15 protein-coding genes and 1 tRNA gene are annotated in these 15726 nt (G+C 59.4%); 11 read left to right on the top strand and 5 right to left on the bottom strand.

The window, feature by feature from the left end; genetic code table 11:
* Positions 1-24: 24 nt before the first annotated feature.
* Positions 25-1662 (bottom strand): putative bifunctional diguanylate cyclase/phosphodiesterase, encoded by a 1638-nt coding sequence (locus OOZ52_RS01855; RefSeq protein WP_274696776.1) that lies wholly within the window; start codon positions 1660-1662, stop codon positions 25-27.
* A gap of 90 nt (positions 1663-1752) precedes the next feature.
* Between OOZ52_RS01855 and OOZ52_RS01860 the strand changes: the two genes are divergently transcribed.
* A complete protein-coding gene (locus tag OOZ52_RS01860; protein WP_274696777.1) occupies positions 1753-2208 on the top strand; it encodes an EVE domain-containing protein in 456 nt (151 codons plus the stop codon).
* Between the two features lie 17 nt (positions 2209-2225).
* On the opposite strand, the gene OOZ52_RS01865 is transcribed toward OOZ52_RS01860, so the two are convergent.
* Positions 2226-3893: a thiamine pyrophosphate-dependent enzyme gene (locus OOZ52_RS01865; protein ID WP_274696778.1), complete on the bottom strand. Its 1668-nt coding sequence runs from the start codon at positions 3891-3893 to the stop codon at positions 2226-2228.
* Between the two features lie 143 nt (positions 3894-4036).
* Between OOZ52_RS01865 and OOZ52_RS01870 the strand changes: the two genes are divergently transcribed.
* On the top strand, positions 4037-4240 hold the full coding sequence (locus tag OOZ52_RS01870) for a hypothetical protein (protein ID WP_274696779.1): 204 nt from the start codon (positions 4037-4039) through the stop codon (positions 4238-4240).
* 2 nt (positions 4241-4242) lie between these two features.
* Here the strand turns inward: OOZ52_RS01870 and OOZ52_RS01875 are convergent, their stop codons facing one another.
* Positions 4243-5565 carry an MFS transporter gene (locus OOZ52_RS01875; protein WP_274697216.1) on the bottom strand — a complete coding sequence of 441 codons (1323 nt, stop codon included), beginning with the start codon at positions 5563-5565 and terminating at the stop codon, positions 4243-4245.
* Between the two features lie 104 nt (positions 5566-5669).
* Here OOZ52_RS01875 and pgsA point away from each other — a divergent pair, with 104 nt between their 5' ends.
* A complete protein-coding gene (gene pgsA / locus OOZ52_RS01880; protein ID WP_274696780.1) occupies positions 5670-6263 on the top strand; it encodes a CDP-diacylglycerol--glycerol-3-phosphate 3-phosphatidyltransferase in 594 nt (197 codons plus the stop codon).
* Positions 6264-6294: 31 nt separating this feature from the next.
* Here pgsA and OOZ52_RS01885 read toward each other — a convergent pair whose 3' ends face one another.
* Positions 6295-7191, bottom strand: a complete 897-nt coding sequence (locus tag OOZ52_RS01885) for a hydrogen peroxide-inducible genes activator (protein ID WP_274696781.1) — start codon at positions 7189-7191, stop codon at positions 6295-6297.
* Positions 7192-8394: a ribonuclease D gene (rnd, locus tag OOZ52_RS01890; protein ID WP_274696782.1), complete on the bottom strand. Its 1203-nt coding sequence runs from the start codon at positions 8392-8394 to the stop codon at positions 7192-7194.
* 173 nt (positions 8395-8567) lie between these two features.
* Between rnd and aspS the strand changes: the two genes are divergently transcribed.
* The 8 genes from aspS (at position 8568) to OOZ52_RS01930 (ending at position 15524) form a co-directional block, all read left to right on the top strand.
* A complete protein-coding gene (aspS, locus tag OOZ52_RS01895) occupies positions 8568-10352 on the top strand; it encodes an aspartate--tRNA ligase (RefSeq protein ID WP_274696783.1) in 1785 nt (594 codons plus the stop codon).
* Between the two features lie 73 nt (positions 10353-10425).
* Positions 10426-11400: a hypothetical protein gene (locus tag OOZ52_RS01900; RefSeq protein WP_274696784.1), complete on the top strand. Its 975-nt coding sequence runs from the start codon at positions 10426-10428 to the stop codon at positions 11398-11400.
* 116 nt (positions 11401-11516) lie between these two features.
* Positions 11517-11753 (top strand): acyl carrier protein, encoded by a 237-nt coding sequence (locus OOZ52_RS01905; RefSeq protein WP_274696785.1) that lies wholly within the window; start codon positions 11517-11519, stop codon positions 11751-11753.
* Between the two features lie 124 nt (positions 11754-11877).
* On the top strand, positions 11878-13140 hold the full coding sequence (gene fabF, locus OOZ52_RS01910; protein ID WP_274696786.1) for a beta-ketoacyl-ACP synthase II: 1263 nt from the start codon (positions 11878-11880) through the stop codon (positions 13138-13140).
* 1 nt (position 13141) lies between these two features.
* On the top strand, positions 13142-14122 hold the full coding sequence (gene mltG, locus OOZ52_RS01915) for an endolytic transglycosylase MltG (protein ID WP_274696787.1): 981 nt from the start codon (positions 13142-13144) through the stop codon (positions 14120-14122).
* Positions 14119-14649 carry a 2'-5' RNA ligase family protein gene (locus OOZ52_RS01920; RefSeq protein ID WP_274696788.1) on the top strand — a complete coding sequence of 177 codons (531 nt, stop codon included), beginning with the start codon at positions 14119-14121 and terminating at the stop codon, positions 14647-14649. Before mltG ends, OOZ52_RS01920 begins: the two co-directional genes overlap by 4 nt.
* A gap of 30 nt (positions 14650-14679) precedes the next feature.
* Positions 14680-15369 carry a cyclic nucleotide-binding domain-containing protein gene (locus OOZ52_RS01925; RefSeq protein WP_274696789.1) on the top strand — a complete coding sequence of 230 codons (690 nt, stop codon included), beginning with the start codon at positions 14680-14682 and terminating at the stop codon, positions 15367-15369.
* A 78-nt stretch (positions 15370-15447) separates the two neighbouring features.
* A tRNA-Met gene (locus OOZ52_RS01930) sits at positions 15448-15524 on the top strand.
* Positions 15525-15726: the final 202 nt, after the last annotated feature.

A 15726-nucleotide genomic window follows, 5' to 3' on the forward strand; every position in this document is an offset into this window, starting at 1 on the left:
AATGGCTGGTGGTCGTGAGCAGGCCTAGCCGGCGAGACGGTCCGCATCTGCATCAAGCACGTCTGCGCCTGTTTCCGTGTCGCTGTTACCTTCGACCAGCAGACCAAGCTTGGCGAGGCGTTTGCGGGTCGCATCGGCATTTTCCGGGCGTCCGTAAAGATAGCCCTGACCCTTGATCTCGCCGAGGCCTGTGAGCGCATCAAGTACCTTGCCGTTCTCGATGCCTTCCGCAGTGACCGGAAGCGACAGCCCCTTGCCGAGCGAGACAATCGCCCGCACCAGCTCGCAATTGGCGTTTTCGCCGGCAAGCTCGGTCACGAAGCTGCGATCGATCTTGAGGCGATCAAATGGCAGTGAGCGCAATTGCGAGAGGCTGGAGTATCCGGTGCCAAAATCGTCCAGACTGATGCGGATTCCCTGGTTCTTCAGGCTGGTGACAATTGAACGGACCGCGCCGACATTCTCGTGCAGGCAGCTCTCTGTAATTTCGATCTCAAGCCGGTGCGGAGGAAAGCCGTTTTCGACAAGAATGTGCAGCAGCTTTTGCGCGAACCACGGGTCACGCAGCTGGATCGGCGAGATGTTGACTGACAGCGAGAGGTCGGGGGACCATCCCTTTGCATCGACCAATGCCTGACGGATCAGGCTTTCGGAAAGCGCGCCTATCACGTCGATCTCTTCGGCGATGGAAATGAAGACGTCGGGGTTCACCAACCCGTATTTGGGTGAACGCCAGCGGGCCAGCATTTCAAAGCCAACCAGCTCGCCGGTCTCCAGATTGACCTGCTGTTCGTAGAAGGGGACGAATTCACCCGCCTGCAGGCCTTCACGGATGCCGGTTTCCAGCTCGTTGCGGTACCGAAGCTCGTCTTCCATTTGGCTTTCAAACCAGAAGTACCGGTTCCGACCGCGCTTTTTGGCATGATACATCGCGATATCGGCACGGTGGATGAGCTTGTCTGCGCTTGGTGGATCACCGGCTGTGGTGTGACTGTGCGCAACGCCAAGAGAAATGGTGGCCTCAATCAGAAGGCCTTCATGCTTGATCGGTGCGGAAGCGATCTGGATCAGCTTGTCTGCAAGAGCATCAACACGGTCGCGTGCGCGATATTCGAACGGGATAGCGCAGGCGAACTCGTCACCGCCGATCCGGATCTGCAATCCGTCTGCCGGCAATTCCTTTGCGATGCGCTCGGCGATTGTGGTCAGCACCATGTCGCCGACCTGGTGTCCGTTATGATCGTTGATCTGTTTGAAATTGTCGAGATCGAGCAAAAGGACGGCTACGTCCTCTTCACGCTTGGCCGCTTCAACGCGCATGACTTCGATGGCGATCGGGCCGCTGCGGCGGTTAAGGCAGCCGGTCATCGGATCGCGTTCTGCCAGCTCGCGTGCACGCTCTTCCGCACGGCGACGTACCTCGACTTCGCGATTCAGGTCTTTGTACCGCCGCCAGCCGAACAGCAGAAGCGCCACGTTCAGCAACAGGGCATTGGTCAGCAGCATGTCAGGTGCGCTGCCCTGGCCCATCCATGATCGCACAATCTGCGGCATGACCGTGCCACCGGTTCCGATGAAAAGGATGATGGCGGCAATGGCGATGCCCAACGTGATGATGTCACGCTGCGCGGGCTTCAATGCCGCATCAGCAGTTTTGTTCATGGCTGTTCTGACAGTCAAAACGAGCATTGCCCCCAAGTTTCAATGCTTCCCTATGCAGCAACATGTTCAACAGTCCGTTAATTGCGACTTGTGGCAGGAATCGCTAGGCAAACGCTGACCAACAAGGAGGACGCATTGCCCAATTACTGGCTGATCAAATCGGAACCATTCAAATACTCGTGGGATGACCTCGTCCGCGACGGCGAGACTGTGTGGGACGGCGTGCGCAACCACCGAGCTGCGAACAATCTGAAAGCCATGAAAGAGGGCGACCAGCTATTCTTCTACCACTCCAACAAGGGGCTGGAGATCGTTGGTATTGCAGAGGTCAGCAAGGAAGGCCTGATCGATCCAACCGATCCTGAAGGCAAGTGGCCCACCGTGAATGTAAAGCCAGTCCGTGCTCTCGACAATTTTGTCACGCTGAAGGCGATCAAGGCCAATCCGGAGCTCGAAGGCATTGAGCTCGTGCGCCTCTCCCGCCTGTCCGTGGCGGAAATTACCGCGGACGAGTGGAAGAAGATTCTCAAGATGGCCGAAGGCTGATGCCTATCGGCTGCGGCCTACCTATTACGTAGGCCGCTTACCGTCGCTCCGGCGGCGGAGAGCTGTTCGATATCGGTGATGCAGTGGATCAGGCGAATGCCCTTGCGGCTCGTCGCCTCTTCCAGCGCCTTATCGAACTGCGCGTTGTTCTCGACGCGCGCACCCCATCCGCCATAGCTTTGTGCCATCATCGCGAAATCGGGGTTGGCGAGGTGGGTCGAGGCTTCACGGCCTGGATACTCGCGCTCCTGGTGCATGCGGATAGTGCCGTAGGTGGAATTGTCGAACAGGATCACAAGCAGATCGAGTCCGTATTGCGCGGCTGTCGCCAATTCCTGCGCGTTCATCATAAAATCACCGTCACCTGTAGCGGCAACAACGGTACGATCTGGGAAGCGCCGCGCAGCAGCTACGGCTGCGGGGACGCCATATCCCATCGCGCCTGCCGTCGGGGCTAGCTGCGAGGGGGAGCCCGCATAAGGCCAATAGCGGTGCCACCAGCCCGCAAAATTGCCTGCGCCGTTGCAAATGATGCTGTCTGCGGGGAGCAATTCGCGCGCTTTCTTCATGGCAAGTGCCAGGTCGAGGTCGAACTGCGCTTCGTCACGCGGAGTATTCCACTCCAACCATTCGTCATGCGCATGAGCACCGGCATCGAAGGGAATGGTCTCACCATCTTCCCAGAGTGCGGCGCTCTCGGCGAATTCGGCCATATCGGCACAGATCGGCAGGTCGGCACGATAGACGCTGTTCAGCTCGTTCGCGTCGGGGTGAACGTGGATGACGACCTGATCCGGGTGATCGGGCGTCACCAGTTCGTAACCGTCGGTTGTCGCTTCGCCCATACGCGCGCCGACAATGAGCAGGACATCGGCCTCTTTGACGCGCTTGATGAGCTTCGGATTGGGACCGTAGCCCAGATTGCCTGCGTAGACGCTTGAGGACGGGGGCAGCGCATCTTGCCTGCGAAAAGCCGTCGCCACCGGAATACCGATCCGCTCGGCAAATTCGGTGAAGTAATGCCGCGTGCGCTCGTTCCAACCAGCGCCTCCCACAATCGCTACCGGAGCGGCGGCGTCGCCGATCATTCGCATCATCGTCGCCATCGCATCGGGGCAGGGCGCCTGGGCAGGCTTGGTGACAGCGGGGCGCACGGGTGCTGCGATGTTGTCCTCGTGCAGCATGTCCTCGGGCAGGGCGAGCACGACCGGGCCCGGGCGGCCTGACATGGCCGTTGCCCAAGCTCGGGCGACATATTCGGGGATCCGCTCTGCATGATCGATCTTGGCAGCCCACTTGGCGATCGGGCCGAAGAACGCGGGGAAGTCGACTTCCTGAAAGCCTTCGCGGTCTTTCATTCGGCGGTCCACATCGCCCACAAACAGGATCATCGGCTGCGAATCCTGCATGGCCACGTGCACGCCGATACTGGCATTGGTTGCGCCCGGACCACGGGTAACGAATGCCACCCCGGGCTTGCCGGTCATCGCTCCATCGGCGCAAGCCATGAAGGTAACGCCGCCTTCTTGCCGGCACGTCACCGTATCAATCGCCTCGCAATCAGCGAGAGCATCGAGCGCGGGAAGAAAGCTTTCCCCCGGCACGGTGAAGACACGGTCACAGCCCTGTTCGACAAGGCAATCGATCAGCAGGCGCGACGCGCTGCGAGAGGTGGTTGAGCTCATGGCTGAGGCACTAGCTTCGGCTGGTTGCAGCTGCAACCAAGTTTGCGGGGGAAATTAACCGCGATTTTGCGCATTCGTCCCGTCTTTGGACAGCGCCACCATTGCGATACCCAACATGGTTAGCAAATAGTTAAAGCCGCATCATGAGACGTTCACTTGTTCTTACCGATGAATCGGCCCGCCACCCGTTCCGCGCTTCGCTGCCGCCGCATGTGGTGCATCGCGCAAACGAGATTGAGCGGATGGTGCCCTGGCGCCTGAAGCTGGGTCTGACCCGTCGCGATGTGGAAACGGTTGCGGCCACCTACACGGCAGGCTTTGTCGCGACGCTGACCTTTTTCGGCTGATTTCAGTCCAGCTCTGATTCGCCGGTTTCTGCGCGGTAAAGCATACGGCCGAGCCAGGCGGATACCACGCACATGGCCGCGCTGAGCAGCAATTGTTCCGCAAGCGGAACGCCGATTGCGCCTAATGCAAGCGCGAGCAGTGCGCCGATCACCATAGCTCCTGAATTGACGATATTGTTGGCGGCCACGGCGCGGCTCGTCTGCGACTTTGGCACCTTGGTTGTCAGGAAAGCATACAGTGGCACCACAAACATCCCACCGAAGATCGCCACGAGTAGAAGGCTGGAGAGGACGGCCCAGGCGAGCGGATAGGTGAGGAAGGTGGTGATATCCATCAACGTTTCATCCTGGACCATCACGTTCCACGCCCGGCACACGAAGTAGAACACGATCACCATGATGCCCATCAGTGTGACAGAAATGGGCGAGTAGCGGGCTGATACCTTACCCTTCAGCAGCATGTTCACCGCGACCGAACCGATCGCCACGCCAATCGAAAAGAACACGAGGAAGAGGCTCGCCACTTTCGGGTCCGCATACAGGACATTCTTTGCCAGCGGCGGGAACTGGATGAAAAGGACAGAGCCGATGGTCCAGAAAAAGCTGATGGCGATAATCGCGAGGAAGACCTCGCGCCGTTCCCGGGCTTCCTTGATCAACCGCCATGACGAGGTGAACGGATTGAAATCGATGGCCTCGATCTCTCCTTGTGGCGGGGCCGGGGGCACTTGCCGGGCGACAATATAGCCGAGCAGTGCAAAACCGATGATGGCAAATGCTGCCAGTTCCACCTGCTCCGACATGAAGCCAGCCAGAATGACACCGCCCATAATGGCGATATAGGTGCCGGCCTCGACAAGTCCGGTGCCGGCAAGCACCTCATCCTTTTCAAGATGCTGTGGCAGGATCGCGTATTTGATCGGTCCGAAAAACGCCGATTGGACGCCTGTCCCGAACAGTGTGAGCATAAGGAGCGGGATGGCAACTTCATCCACCGCAACGCCGTTCCATGCCATGAACAACCCGGCAGCACCCACGATCATCAGGAACACTTCGGCAGCCTTGATACGGCGGATCAACATTGCCTTGTCGCGCAGGTCTGCCAGTTGCCCGGCAATGGCCGAGAGCATGAAGAAGGGAAAGATAAAGACGCCCGAAGCCAGACTGGAAAAGATCAGTTCGGTCTCAGCCGATCTGTACACCGTATAGACCACGAACAGGACCATCGTGGTCTTGTACAGGTTGTCGTTGAACGCATTCAGCAACTGGGTGACGAACAGCGGCAGGAAACGCCGGACTTTCAGCAGGTGTCGTGAATCGTACAAGTGATCGCCTCTTTCCCGCTGCCCCAGCGTTTCCGGTTTATAACCGATCTTGTCGCTAGGCCATGCTTTTTCCGGCGGCATTAACAGGCTAGGGCGAAAAAACCATGTGGACCTTGCCCAATATTCTCACGATGTCGCGCATCCTAGCGCTGCCACTGCTCGGCTACCTGATGTGGTGGCCCGGATGGGAGCTGGGCTACTTGCTCGCTTTCGGGCTCTACGCGGCGATGGGTATCACCGACTATTTCGACGGTATGCTGGCGCGGGCCAGCGGCGCTGTGAGCAAGCTCGGCATTTTCCTCGATCCGATTGCGGACAAGATCATGGTGGCGACTGTGATCCTCGTCCTCACCGCAATGGGTGTTTTGCGCGGCCCCTACGTCGGCGACATGCACGTACTGGCCGGGCTGATAATTCTGGTGCGAGAGATTGCTGTATCTGGCCTGCGCGAATTTCTCGGCGGGCTGCAGGTGAGCGTGCCTGTAAGCAAACTCGCTAAGTGGAAGACGACTTTCCAGATCATTGCGCTCGGCGCGCTAATCCTGGGGCAAGGGCTACCGGATTGGAATGTGGTTGCCGGCGGCATCACGCACAATGTGCCGCACACGGTCGGCCTGGTGACGCTATGGGCTGCTGCCATTCTGACGGTGATTACCGGCTGGGATTACTTGCGCGTCGGCGTGAAGCATATGGATTGAGGATAGATCCCCTGCGCAGCCAATAGCTTAGCTAGCCCGCCCGCAACTCTTCAGCCAGCAGCTTGAATTCTTCTGATCGCGGTGAATTCGTCCGCCACACCAGCGCGATCTGGCGGCTGGTCTTCGCGCCTTTTAGTGGGCGGGCGACCACATCGGTTTCGTGCAGGATCCCCGCATCGATCGCCATTTGCGGTAGCATCGTCAGGCCGAGGCCGTTGTCGACCATCTGCACCAAGGTGTGCAGGCTTGTGCCGATCATCGTCGCGCTGCCGCGTAGTTCGGGGCGGTTGCAGGCGGCGAGGGCGTGTTCTTTCAGGCAATGCCCGTCTTCAAGCAACAGCAGGCGGCCTTCGTCGATCATGCTGGCGGGGATTTCGGGCGGAGGATCGCGCGGATCATCCTTCGGGAAAGCAACGAACAGGTCATCCTCACCGATGATTTCGCTTTCCACATCGCCTGTGGCGAAGGGCAGGGCGAGCAGTACGCAATCGGCGCGTCCGTGGTGCAGCGATTCAATAGCGTGGTCGGATGTTTCCTCCCGCAGGAACAGCTTGAGCTGCGGACGCTCCTTGCGCAACCGGGGTAGGATACGTGGCAGGAGGAACGGCGCGATTGTGGGAATAACGCTGAGGCGGACTTCGCCGGACAGAGGTTTGCCCGCAGCCTGAACCAGCTCGGCCAGCTCCTCCGTCTCGCGCAACACGCGGTGCGCCTTGTCGACCACGTTCTTGCCGAGTGGAGTGAAACGCACCACGCGTCGGCTGCGTTCAACCAGTGTGACGCCTAGCAGCGATTCCAGCTCGCGAATGCCTGCCGAAAGTGTGGACTGCGAAACGAACGATGCCTCCGCCGCGCGACCGAAATGCCCATGCTCGTGCAATGCGACGAGGTACTGGAGCTGTTTGATCGTGGGGAGGTATGTGCTCATCTATTCCGCTGCTGCAGCCTCTGCCATTTCGGCCTTGACGTCATCGATATGGGTCATCTTCAGGCGACCCTTTTCTACGGCAAAGGCCAGTTTGCCTTCCACAAGTTCAAGGGCATCCTTGCCAAACACTTCGAAGCGCCAGCCTTCGAGGATCTGCAGCTTGCGAACGCCAGCAGCAAGGGCTTCCAGCTCGTCGGACTTGGTGAGCAGCCGGCTCGCCACTTCGATCTCGCGCGCGCGGATTTTCAGCAGCAGTTTGAGCAGGTCCGCCACCAGTGCCCCTTCCTTGCCTAGAGGCGCACCGCGCTTGGGCTTGCTGGGCATTTCTTCTGCTGGCAGAGGCTCAGCATTCTTGAGCACGCGCATCAGCCGCTTGCCGATATCGTTCTCTTTCCAAGCCTGTGAAAGTCCGCGCACCTTGGACAGATCCGATTGCTTCTTGGGCGGGTGGCTGGCGAGATCGGCCAGCGTTTCATCGCGAATGATCCGGCCGCGCGGGATGTTCTTGTCCTGCGCCTCTGTTTCACGCCATGCGGCGAGGTCTTTCAGGCGGCCCAAGACCTGCGGATTGCGGCCGGGCGCGCGGATGCGGCGCCATGCGACTTCCAGATCGTTGGCGTAGTTTTCCGGATCGGCGAGCTTCTCCATCTCCGCATTCAGCCAATGGCCGCGGTCGGTCTTGATCAGCTTGTTCAGGATCTTGGGGAAGATCTGCGCCAGATAGGTTACGTCACCGATGGCATATTCGATCTGCCGGTCGGTCAGTGGGCGGCGGCTCCAGTCGGTAAAGCGCGCGCCCTTGTCCACTGTGGTGCCCAGCCAGCTTTCGACAAGATTGGCATAACCGATCTGTTCGCTCTGGCTGATTGCCATCATCGCGATTTGTGTATCGAAAATGGGGTAGGGGGTCTTGCCCGTGAAATTGTAGACGATCTCCACGTCCTGCCCGCCGGCGTGGAAGACTTTCAGGATCTCGTCATTCTCGGTCAGCAATTCCCACAGCGGATCGAGATCGATGTCGTCGGCCAGTGGATCAATCGCCGCAGCCTCTTCCTCGTTGCCGACCTGAACCAGGCACAGCAGCGGGTAATAGGTATTTTCGCGCATGAACTCCGTGTCCACGCAGACAAATTCGCCTTTCGCCAAGCGTTTGCACAGCATGGCGAGGTCTTTGGAATCAGTAATTAGGGGATGTATTTTCATCACTCTTCGTTTCGTTTTGGCCGGTTCACCGTGCCTACCGCACTCAGCCTGTCGAGACGCGAATCTTGACAAAGCGTCGTGCATACCCTGTTAGCGCGCGCACAAAGCAAAGCCTTGAGCGCTGCAACGCCGCGCGCCCTTAGGTTATAGCCTCCGAAATGGAAAGAGTCCCGATGCACGCCTATCGTACCCACAACTGCGCACAGCTCAACAAAGAGAATGTTGGCGATACAGTCCGCCTGTCCGGCTGGATCCACCGCAAGCGTGACCACGGCGGTGTGCTGTTCGTCGACCTGCGCGACCATTACGGCATTACTCAGATCGTGGCGGACGAAGACTCTCCCGCGCTTACGCTGCTGGATTCGCTGCGGCTGGAAAGTGTCATCACCATTGATGGCGATGTGAAGGCGCGCGATGCGGAAGCCGTAAATGCCAACCTGCCAACCGGTGATATCGAAGTCTTCGCCCGCTCGGTCACCGTGCAGAGCAATGCGGACGAGCTTCCGCTCATCGTGAACTCGGCAGAGGACTATCCCGAAGAAACGCGCCTCAAGTATCGCTTCGTCGATCTGCGTCGTGAGCGCGTGCACAACAACATCATGCTGCGTAATCAGGTGATCACGAGCCTGCGCCGCCGCATGACCGATCAGGGCTTTTCGGAATTCCAGACGCCGATCCTTGGCGCATCGTCGCCAGAGGGCGCGCGCGACTATCTGGTGCCAAGCCGTCTGCATCCGGGCAAGTTCTACGCGCTGCCGCAGGCACCGCAGATGTTCAAGCAGCTGCTGATGGTTGCCGGTTTCGATCGCTACTTCCAGATCGCACCGTGCTTCCGCGACGAAGACCTGCGCGCCGACCGCTCGCCGGAGTTCTACCAGCTCGACTTTGAGATGAGCTTCGTCACGCAGGAAGACGTGTTCCAGGCCATCGAGCCAGTGCTGGCTGGCGTGTTTGAGGAGTTTGCGAACGGCAAGGCTGTCACTCCTGCGGGCGAATTCCCACGCATTCCTTATGCCGAAACCATGCTGAAGTACGGCACGGACAAGCCGGACCTGCGCAACCCGCTGATCATCAGCGACGTGACGCACCACTTCACCAGCTCGGGCTTCGGCATCTTTGAAAAGATCGTTGGCGGCGGCGGTGTAATCCGCGTGATCCCCGCGCCGAACACTAACGAGAAGAGCCGCAAGTTCTTCGACGAGATGAATGACTGGGCGAAGCGCGAAGGCTTTGCCGGCCTCGGCTACGTCACCCGCAAGGGTGGTGAGTTCGGCGGGCCGATTGCCAAGAACCACGGCCCTGAGAACATGGCGAAGCTCTATGACGAGCTGGGCCTTGGCGAGAACGACGGCCTGTTCTTCGCTGCGGGCAAGGAAAAGGACGCCGCCCGCCTTGCCGGTGCTGCCCGCACCCGTGTCGGCGAAACGCTAGAGCTGATCGAGCAGGATTGCTTCAAGTTCTGCTGGATCGTCGACTTCCCGATGTTCGAGTACGATGAAGAACAGAAGAAGGTTGATTTCAGCCACAACCCGTTCTCGATGCCGCAGGGCGAGATGGAAGCGCTGGAGAATACCGATCCGCTCGAAATTCTGGCGTGGCAGTATGACATCGTCTGCAACGGCTATGAACTCAGCTCCGGCGCCATTCGTAACCACCGCCCGGACATCATGTACAAGGCGTTCGAGATCGCCGGCTATTCGAAGCAGGATGTGGACGAGAACTTCTCCGGCATGATCGAGGCATTCAAGCTCGGCGCACCGCCGCACGGTGGCTCGGCCCCGGGTATCGACCGTATCGTGATGCTGCTGGCAGACGAGCCGAACATCCGCGAAGTCATCGCGTTTCCGCTAAACCAGCGTGCACAGGACCTGATGATGGGCGCGCCCAATGCGGTTGAGCCGCGCGCGTTGCGCGACGTGCATGTGCGGACTGTAGAACCGCCGAAGCAGCCCGGTTGAGGATAGCTTGTTCAGCTAAGGTTGAACTTTACTGAACAAAATGTCACTCCAATGTGCATTCATAGGGGGTGACATGAAGAAATATCTGTTCGCACTGCTCGCTGTTGCGGCGATGGTTCCAGCTACAGCTGCGCATGCCGAGACCTTGCGTCTCTCCGGCATCTACCCGGCCGGGAGCGATGAAGCGGTCCTGGTCGAACGCATTGCGGTTGAGGAGTTTGGCGGCCCCGAAGGCGCACGTCTCTCTTTCATACTGGAAGATCGACTGCGCGATGTCACCATAGGCGGAGAACCGTGGTTCACGGTACTGCCGCCAAGCCTTGCGAATGAAGCTGATGGCATACTGCAAGGCTATGCCGAACCGCGTTTCTCCGAGAGTACATTCCGCGAGACGCGTGAAATCTGCACCGAGCGGGACGAGGATGGCGATTGCATTGCGACGCGTGAAGTCGAAGCGCGCTGCATCCAGGTGAATGTATCGCTTGCCCCCGAAATGCGACTGGTCGGTTATCAGGGAGATGTCATCTGGGCTGGCGCGTTCGAGCGAAACACCAGCTCGCGGTATTGCCCACGCTTTGATGACAAGCCTGATTTCACCGGCACTCTCGAAAGCTGGCTGTCCGACATTGCCAACCAGGCACGGCACACACTTGCGCCGCGATACAGGGTGCAAGACCTTCGCATCATGGAAAGCCGCAACGGGCTGGACCGCGCTCTCCGCGATGATTTTCGTGCCGCTGTGCGCATGACCGACACCGATGAAGCCACTGCCTGCGACATGTTCGAAACGTTGTTTGTAGCCAGTCCCGAAACGCCTTCTCTGATCTTCAACACCGGTCTGTGCGCCGAACAACGCGGTGATTTTGCTCTGGCGGAAGCGAGATATAGCCTTGCACTTGGCAATGATCGTTCGGATGATGAGGGGCAGGAGGGGCTGCAGAGGCTCGAGCAGCGTCGCCGTGCGGACAGGCAACTTGCTGACAGAGAAGCATTTTTAGCTCCTGATGACGCTCCAGAGCCTATGGTGGTCGACGAAGAGATCCGTTAGTCGGCTTGTCAATCGCAACAATCGCACCCACATGATTGTCGCAGACACTTGCGCTTGCCGTGCCCGTTCATTAGGGCGAAAGGGAAGTTTCAAACCCCAATCTTGAGAGGGAATACATGAGCGATACCGCTGACCGCGTGAAGAAGATCGTCGTCGAACATCTCGGCGTGGAAGAAGACAAGGTTTCTCCGGAAGCCAGCTTCATCGATGATCTGGGTGCAGACAGCCTCGACATCGTCGAGCTGGTGATGGCTTTCGAAGAAGAGTTCGGTGTGGAAATTCCGGACGACGCTGCCGAAAAGATCAACACCGTTGGCGATGCTAACAAGTACATCGAAGAAAACGCCGGCTAATCGCTGGCTGACGCTTTGAACTCACCCAAAACCGTGAAGGTGCCTGCAGGGCAGCTTTGACGCGGAAAGGGTATGGAAGGCTCAGCCGTGGTGGCTGGGCCTTTCTTGATTGCGGAGAGAGAATATGCGGCGCGTTGTCGTAACCGGCCTTGGCCTTGTGACCCCCTTGGGCGGGGATGTCGAAACCAGTTGGAAGAACCTGATCGCGGGTGAAAGCGGCATTGGCCCGATCACCAAGTTCGATGCTTCGGACCAGAAATGCACGATTGCGGGCGAAGTAAAGCCTGCCGATCATGAATGGGGCTTCGATGCTGACAAGCGCGTGGACGGCAAAATCCAGCGTCAGGTCGATCCGTTTATCGTCTATGGCATCGATGCCGCTGGTCAGGCGCTGGAAGACGCAGGTCTGACCGAGATGACCGATGAGCAGAAGCTGCGTGCCGGCTGCTCCATCGGATCGGGGATCGGTGGTCTGCCGGGGATCGAGCTGGAATCGCGCAATCTTTACGAACGCGGCCCCGGCCGTGTTTCCCCGCACTTCGTACACGGCCGCCTGATCAACCTGATTTCCGGTCAGGTGAGCATCAAGTACGGCTTGATGGGCCCCAACCACGCTGTGGTTACGGCTTGCTCGACCGGCGCGCACTCCATCGGTGATGCCGCGCGTATGATCCGTGACGATGATGCCGACATCATGCTCGCAGGCGGCGCCGAGGCGACTGTTTGCCCCATCGGCATCGCGGGCTTCGCGCAGGCCCGCGCGCTCAACACCGGCTTCAACGATCGCCCGGCCGAGGCAAGCCGCCCTTACGACAAGGACCGCGAAGGCTTTGTGATGGGTGAGGGTGCCGGGGTTATCGTGCTTGAGGAGTATGAACACGCGAAGGCTCGCGGCGCGACGATTTACGCCGAAGTTGTGGGCTATGGCCTGTCGGGCGATGCCTATCACGTCACCGCTCCGCACCCGGAAGGTGCCGGTGCAGAGAACGCCATGCGCATGGCGCTGAAGAAGGCCGGGTTGGAGCCTTCGGATATCGACTACGTCAACGCCCACGGCACCAGCACTATGGCCGATACCATTGAACTCGCTGCGGTGAAGCGCGTGCTGGGCGATGATCTCGGCGGCGCAAGCATGAGCTCTACCAAATCCGCCATCGGCCACTTGCTGGGCGGAGCAGGCGCGGTGGAGAGTATCTTCTGCATCCTCGCCATGCGTGACCAGGTGGTTCCGCCAACGCTCAACCTGCACAACCCTGATGATGGTACCGAAGGTGTCGATCTGGTTCCGCTCGCCGCGAAAAAGCGCGAAGTCGGCGCAGTGCTCAACAACAGCTTCGGCTTTGGTGGCACCAATGCCTCGCTGGTGATGAAGCAGATAGAAGATTGATATGAAGAAACTGGGCTGCCTTATCGCGGCAGGCTTTGTTCTTTGGATGGTAGCCATGGCCTGGTTTAGCTGGGGCTGGTGGGGCACGTCTGAAGTCGAGGAAGAGGTGGCCTTCATCGTCCCCTCCGGCTCTTCGCTGACATCGGTGGCGGAAAAGCTGGAGGAGGAGGGGCACATCGCCTCTGCCGATGCCTTTCTGCTGCGCGCCAAAATCCTTGGCAGCTCGGACCCGATCAAGGCGGGCGAATTTGCGCTTGTGGCCGGGGCAAGTCCGGCGACTATCCTTGATACTTTCCAGCACGGCACGGCCATTGCTTATCGGATCACCATCCCCGAAGGCACGCCCTCTGTCATCGTGCACGACATGCTGATGGCTGAAGACCTTTTGACGGGTGAGATTCCTGTGCCGGATGAAGGCTCTGTCCTGCCCAACACATATGATTTCCAGCGCGGGGAAGAACGCATTGCCGTGCTCGCGCGAATGCAGCGGGCGATGGATGAGACGCTCGCTGAGCTATGGCCGCAGCGCGGGGCGAACACGGTGGTAAGCTCGCCTGAAGAGGCTGTGATCCTTGCCAGCATTGTAGAGAAGGAAACCGGGGTTCCGAGCGAGCGCGAGATGGTCGCGGGTCTCTACTCCAACCGCATACGTCAGAACATCTGGCTGCAGGCCGATCCGACGATCATCTACCCGATCACGCGCGGTCGCCCGCTTGGTCGCCCAATCTATCAGTCGGAGATCGACGCGATCAACGATTACAACACCTACCAGATGCCCGGCCTGCCGCGCGGTCCGATTACCAATCCGGGGCGTGACAGTATCGCGGCCGTTCTAAACCCGGCGGAAACCGATGCGATTTTCATGGTCGCTGATGGCACTGGCGGGCACGAGTTCAATTCGACATACGAGGCGCACGACGAAGCGGTCGATCGCTGGCGGGCCTTGCGTGCCGAGCGCGAGGCTGCGCAGGACGACAATTGAGCGGGCGCGACAACGCCCCGCTTATCGTCACCGCGCAACTGCCGCCGGACTTGCAGGGCTGGGCCACAGGCCTTCGCCGCGCGCATTTCCCGCCCGAGCGCAACTACCTCGACGCGCATGTGACGCTCTTCCACGCGCTGCCGCCGTTTTGCGAGGCAGAGGCGCGCGAATGCCTAGCCCTGATGGCGCGTGAGTATGCTCCGGTCCCTGCGGAACTCGTCGGTATCATGAGCCTTGGCAGGGGCACTGCGCTCAAGCTGGAAAGCGAAGCCATGCAGCGCCTACGCGCCGAAATCGCCGATCGCTTTCACGGGCTGCTCACCAACCAGGACCAGCACAAGCCCCGCCTGCACGTTACGGTGCAGAACAAGGTATCGAGCAAGCAGGCCAAAGCGCTTCAGGCTGAACTTGGGCCTCAAGTGCACCCGCGCAGCTTCGCCTTTACCGGCTTGAATCTCTATGCTTACCTCGGCGGGCCTTGGGAGCAGCTCGGCAGCTTCGCCTTTCGCGGTCGCGCTGCTCCGTGATATAGGCCGGGCGTGCAAGGGGGGTAAAGCATGGCGTCGTTCCTCGAATTTATCGCAGACGGGGAAAACCTGTTCCTCACGATGGCAGCGCTTGTCCTGGCTTTAGCGCTGCTGATGGGCACGTTGCGCGATCTGCGCATCCTGGTGCTGGTCGCCGGCCTTTTTGCCATCGCGCATTACACCCTTAGGCAGGCAGACAGCGTGGCGCTGATCTGGGTGATCCTTCTCACGCTAGCCAATGCTATTCCGCTTGTGCTGCTGCTCATGAGGTCACGCCGCGGGCTGATGCGCAATGAGGAGCGCGAACTGCTGGAAGAAGTGCTCAAGGTTGAGGACCCCTCGCACCAACGCCGCCTCCTCGATCTGGTCGAATGGCGCGACGTGAGGGAGGGAGAGACGCTGGTGAGGCAGGGACAGGCCCGTCCGCCGCTCGTCTACATCGCCAGCGGAGAGGCTGCCGTTGAGTTTGACGGGGCGCAGGTCGGCGTTGCCGAGGCGGGTGATTTTCTGGGCGAGATGAGCCTTGTTTCGGGCGCCACCGCCTCTGCCAGCGTCGTCTCTCTCACCGCGATGCGCGTGGCCCGGATCGAGCGCGACGGTGTGATCCGTTTGTCCGGTGCCATTCCCGAATTGAGCGGCGCTTTTGATCGCGCCATGAACCTTGGCATGGCCGCCAAAATCGCGCGCATGAACGAAGCTGTGGCAGAGGGCGAGAAATAGTCAATTCCGCAGTTGACCGGGCGCAAAAGCCCACCTAAATGCGCGCCCTGCCTTGCACGCGCAGGGCCATCCCTTTGGGGCGGAGTAGCTCAGGTGGTTAGAGCAGCGGAATCATAATCCGCGTGTCGGGGGTTCAAGTCCCTCCTCCGCTACCAATTCTCTGATATTGAAGAGCAAACTGGTAACTTGGCCAATTTGTCCCGATCAGAAAATTCCGTTTCGAAGCCATCCACGTATGTCTCGGCACACGGGAATCCCGATTTTGAACTCCCCGAGTGGCGGTCGCAAAGCATCAGACATAGCCTATCGTGATAAGCCTTGGACAATGATGTCGATGGCTTCCTCCAAGGGTTTCGA

Source organism: Aurantiacibacter sp. D1-12 (genome assembly GCF_028858515.1).
Lineage (GTDB): Bacteria > Pseudomonadota > Alphaproteobacteria > Sphingomonadales > Sphingomonadaceae > Alteraurantiacibacter.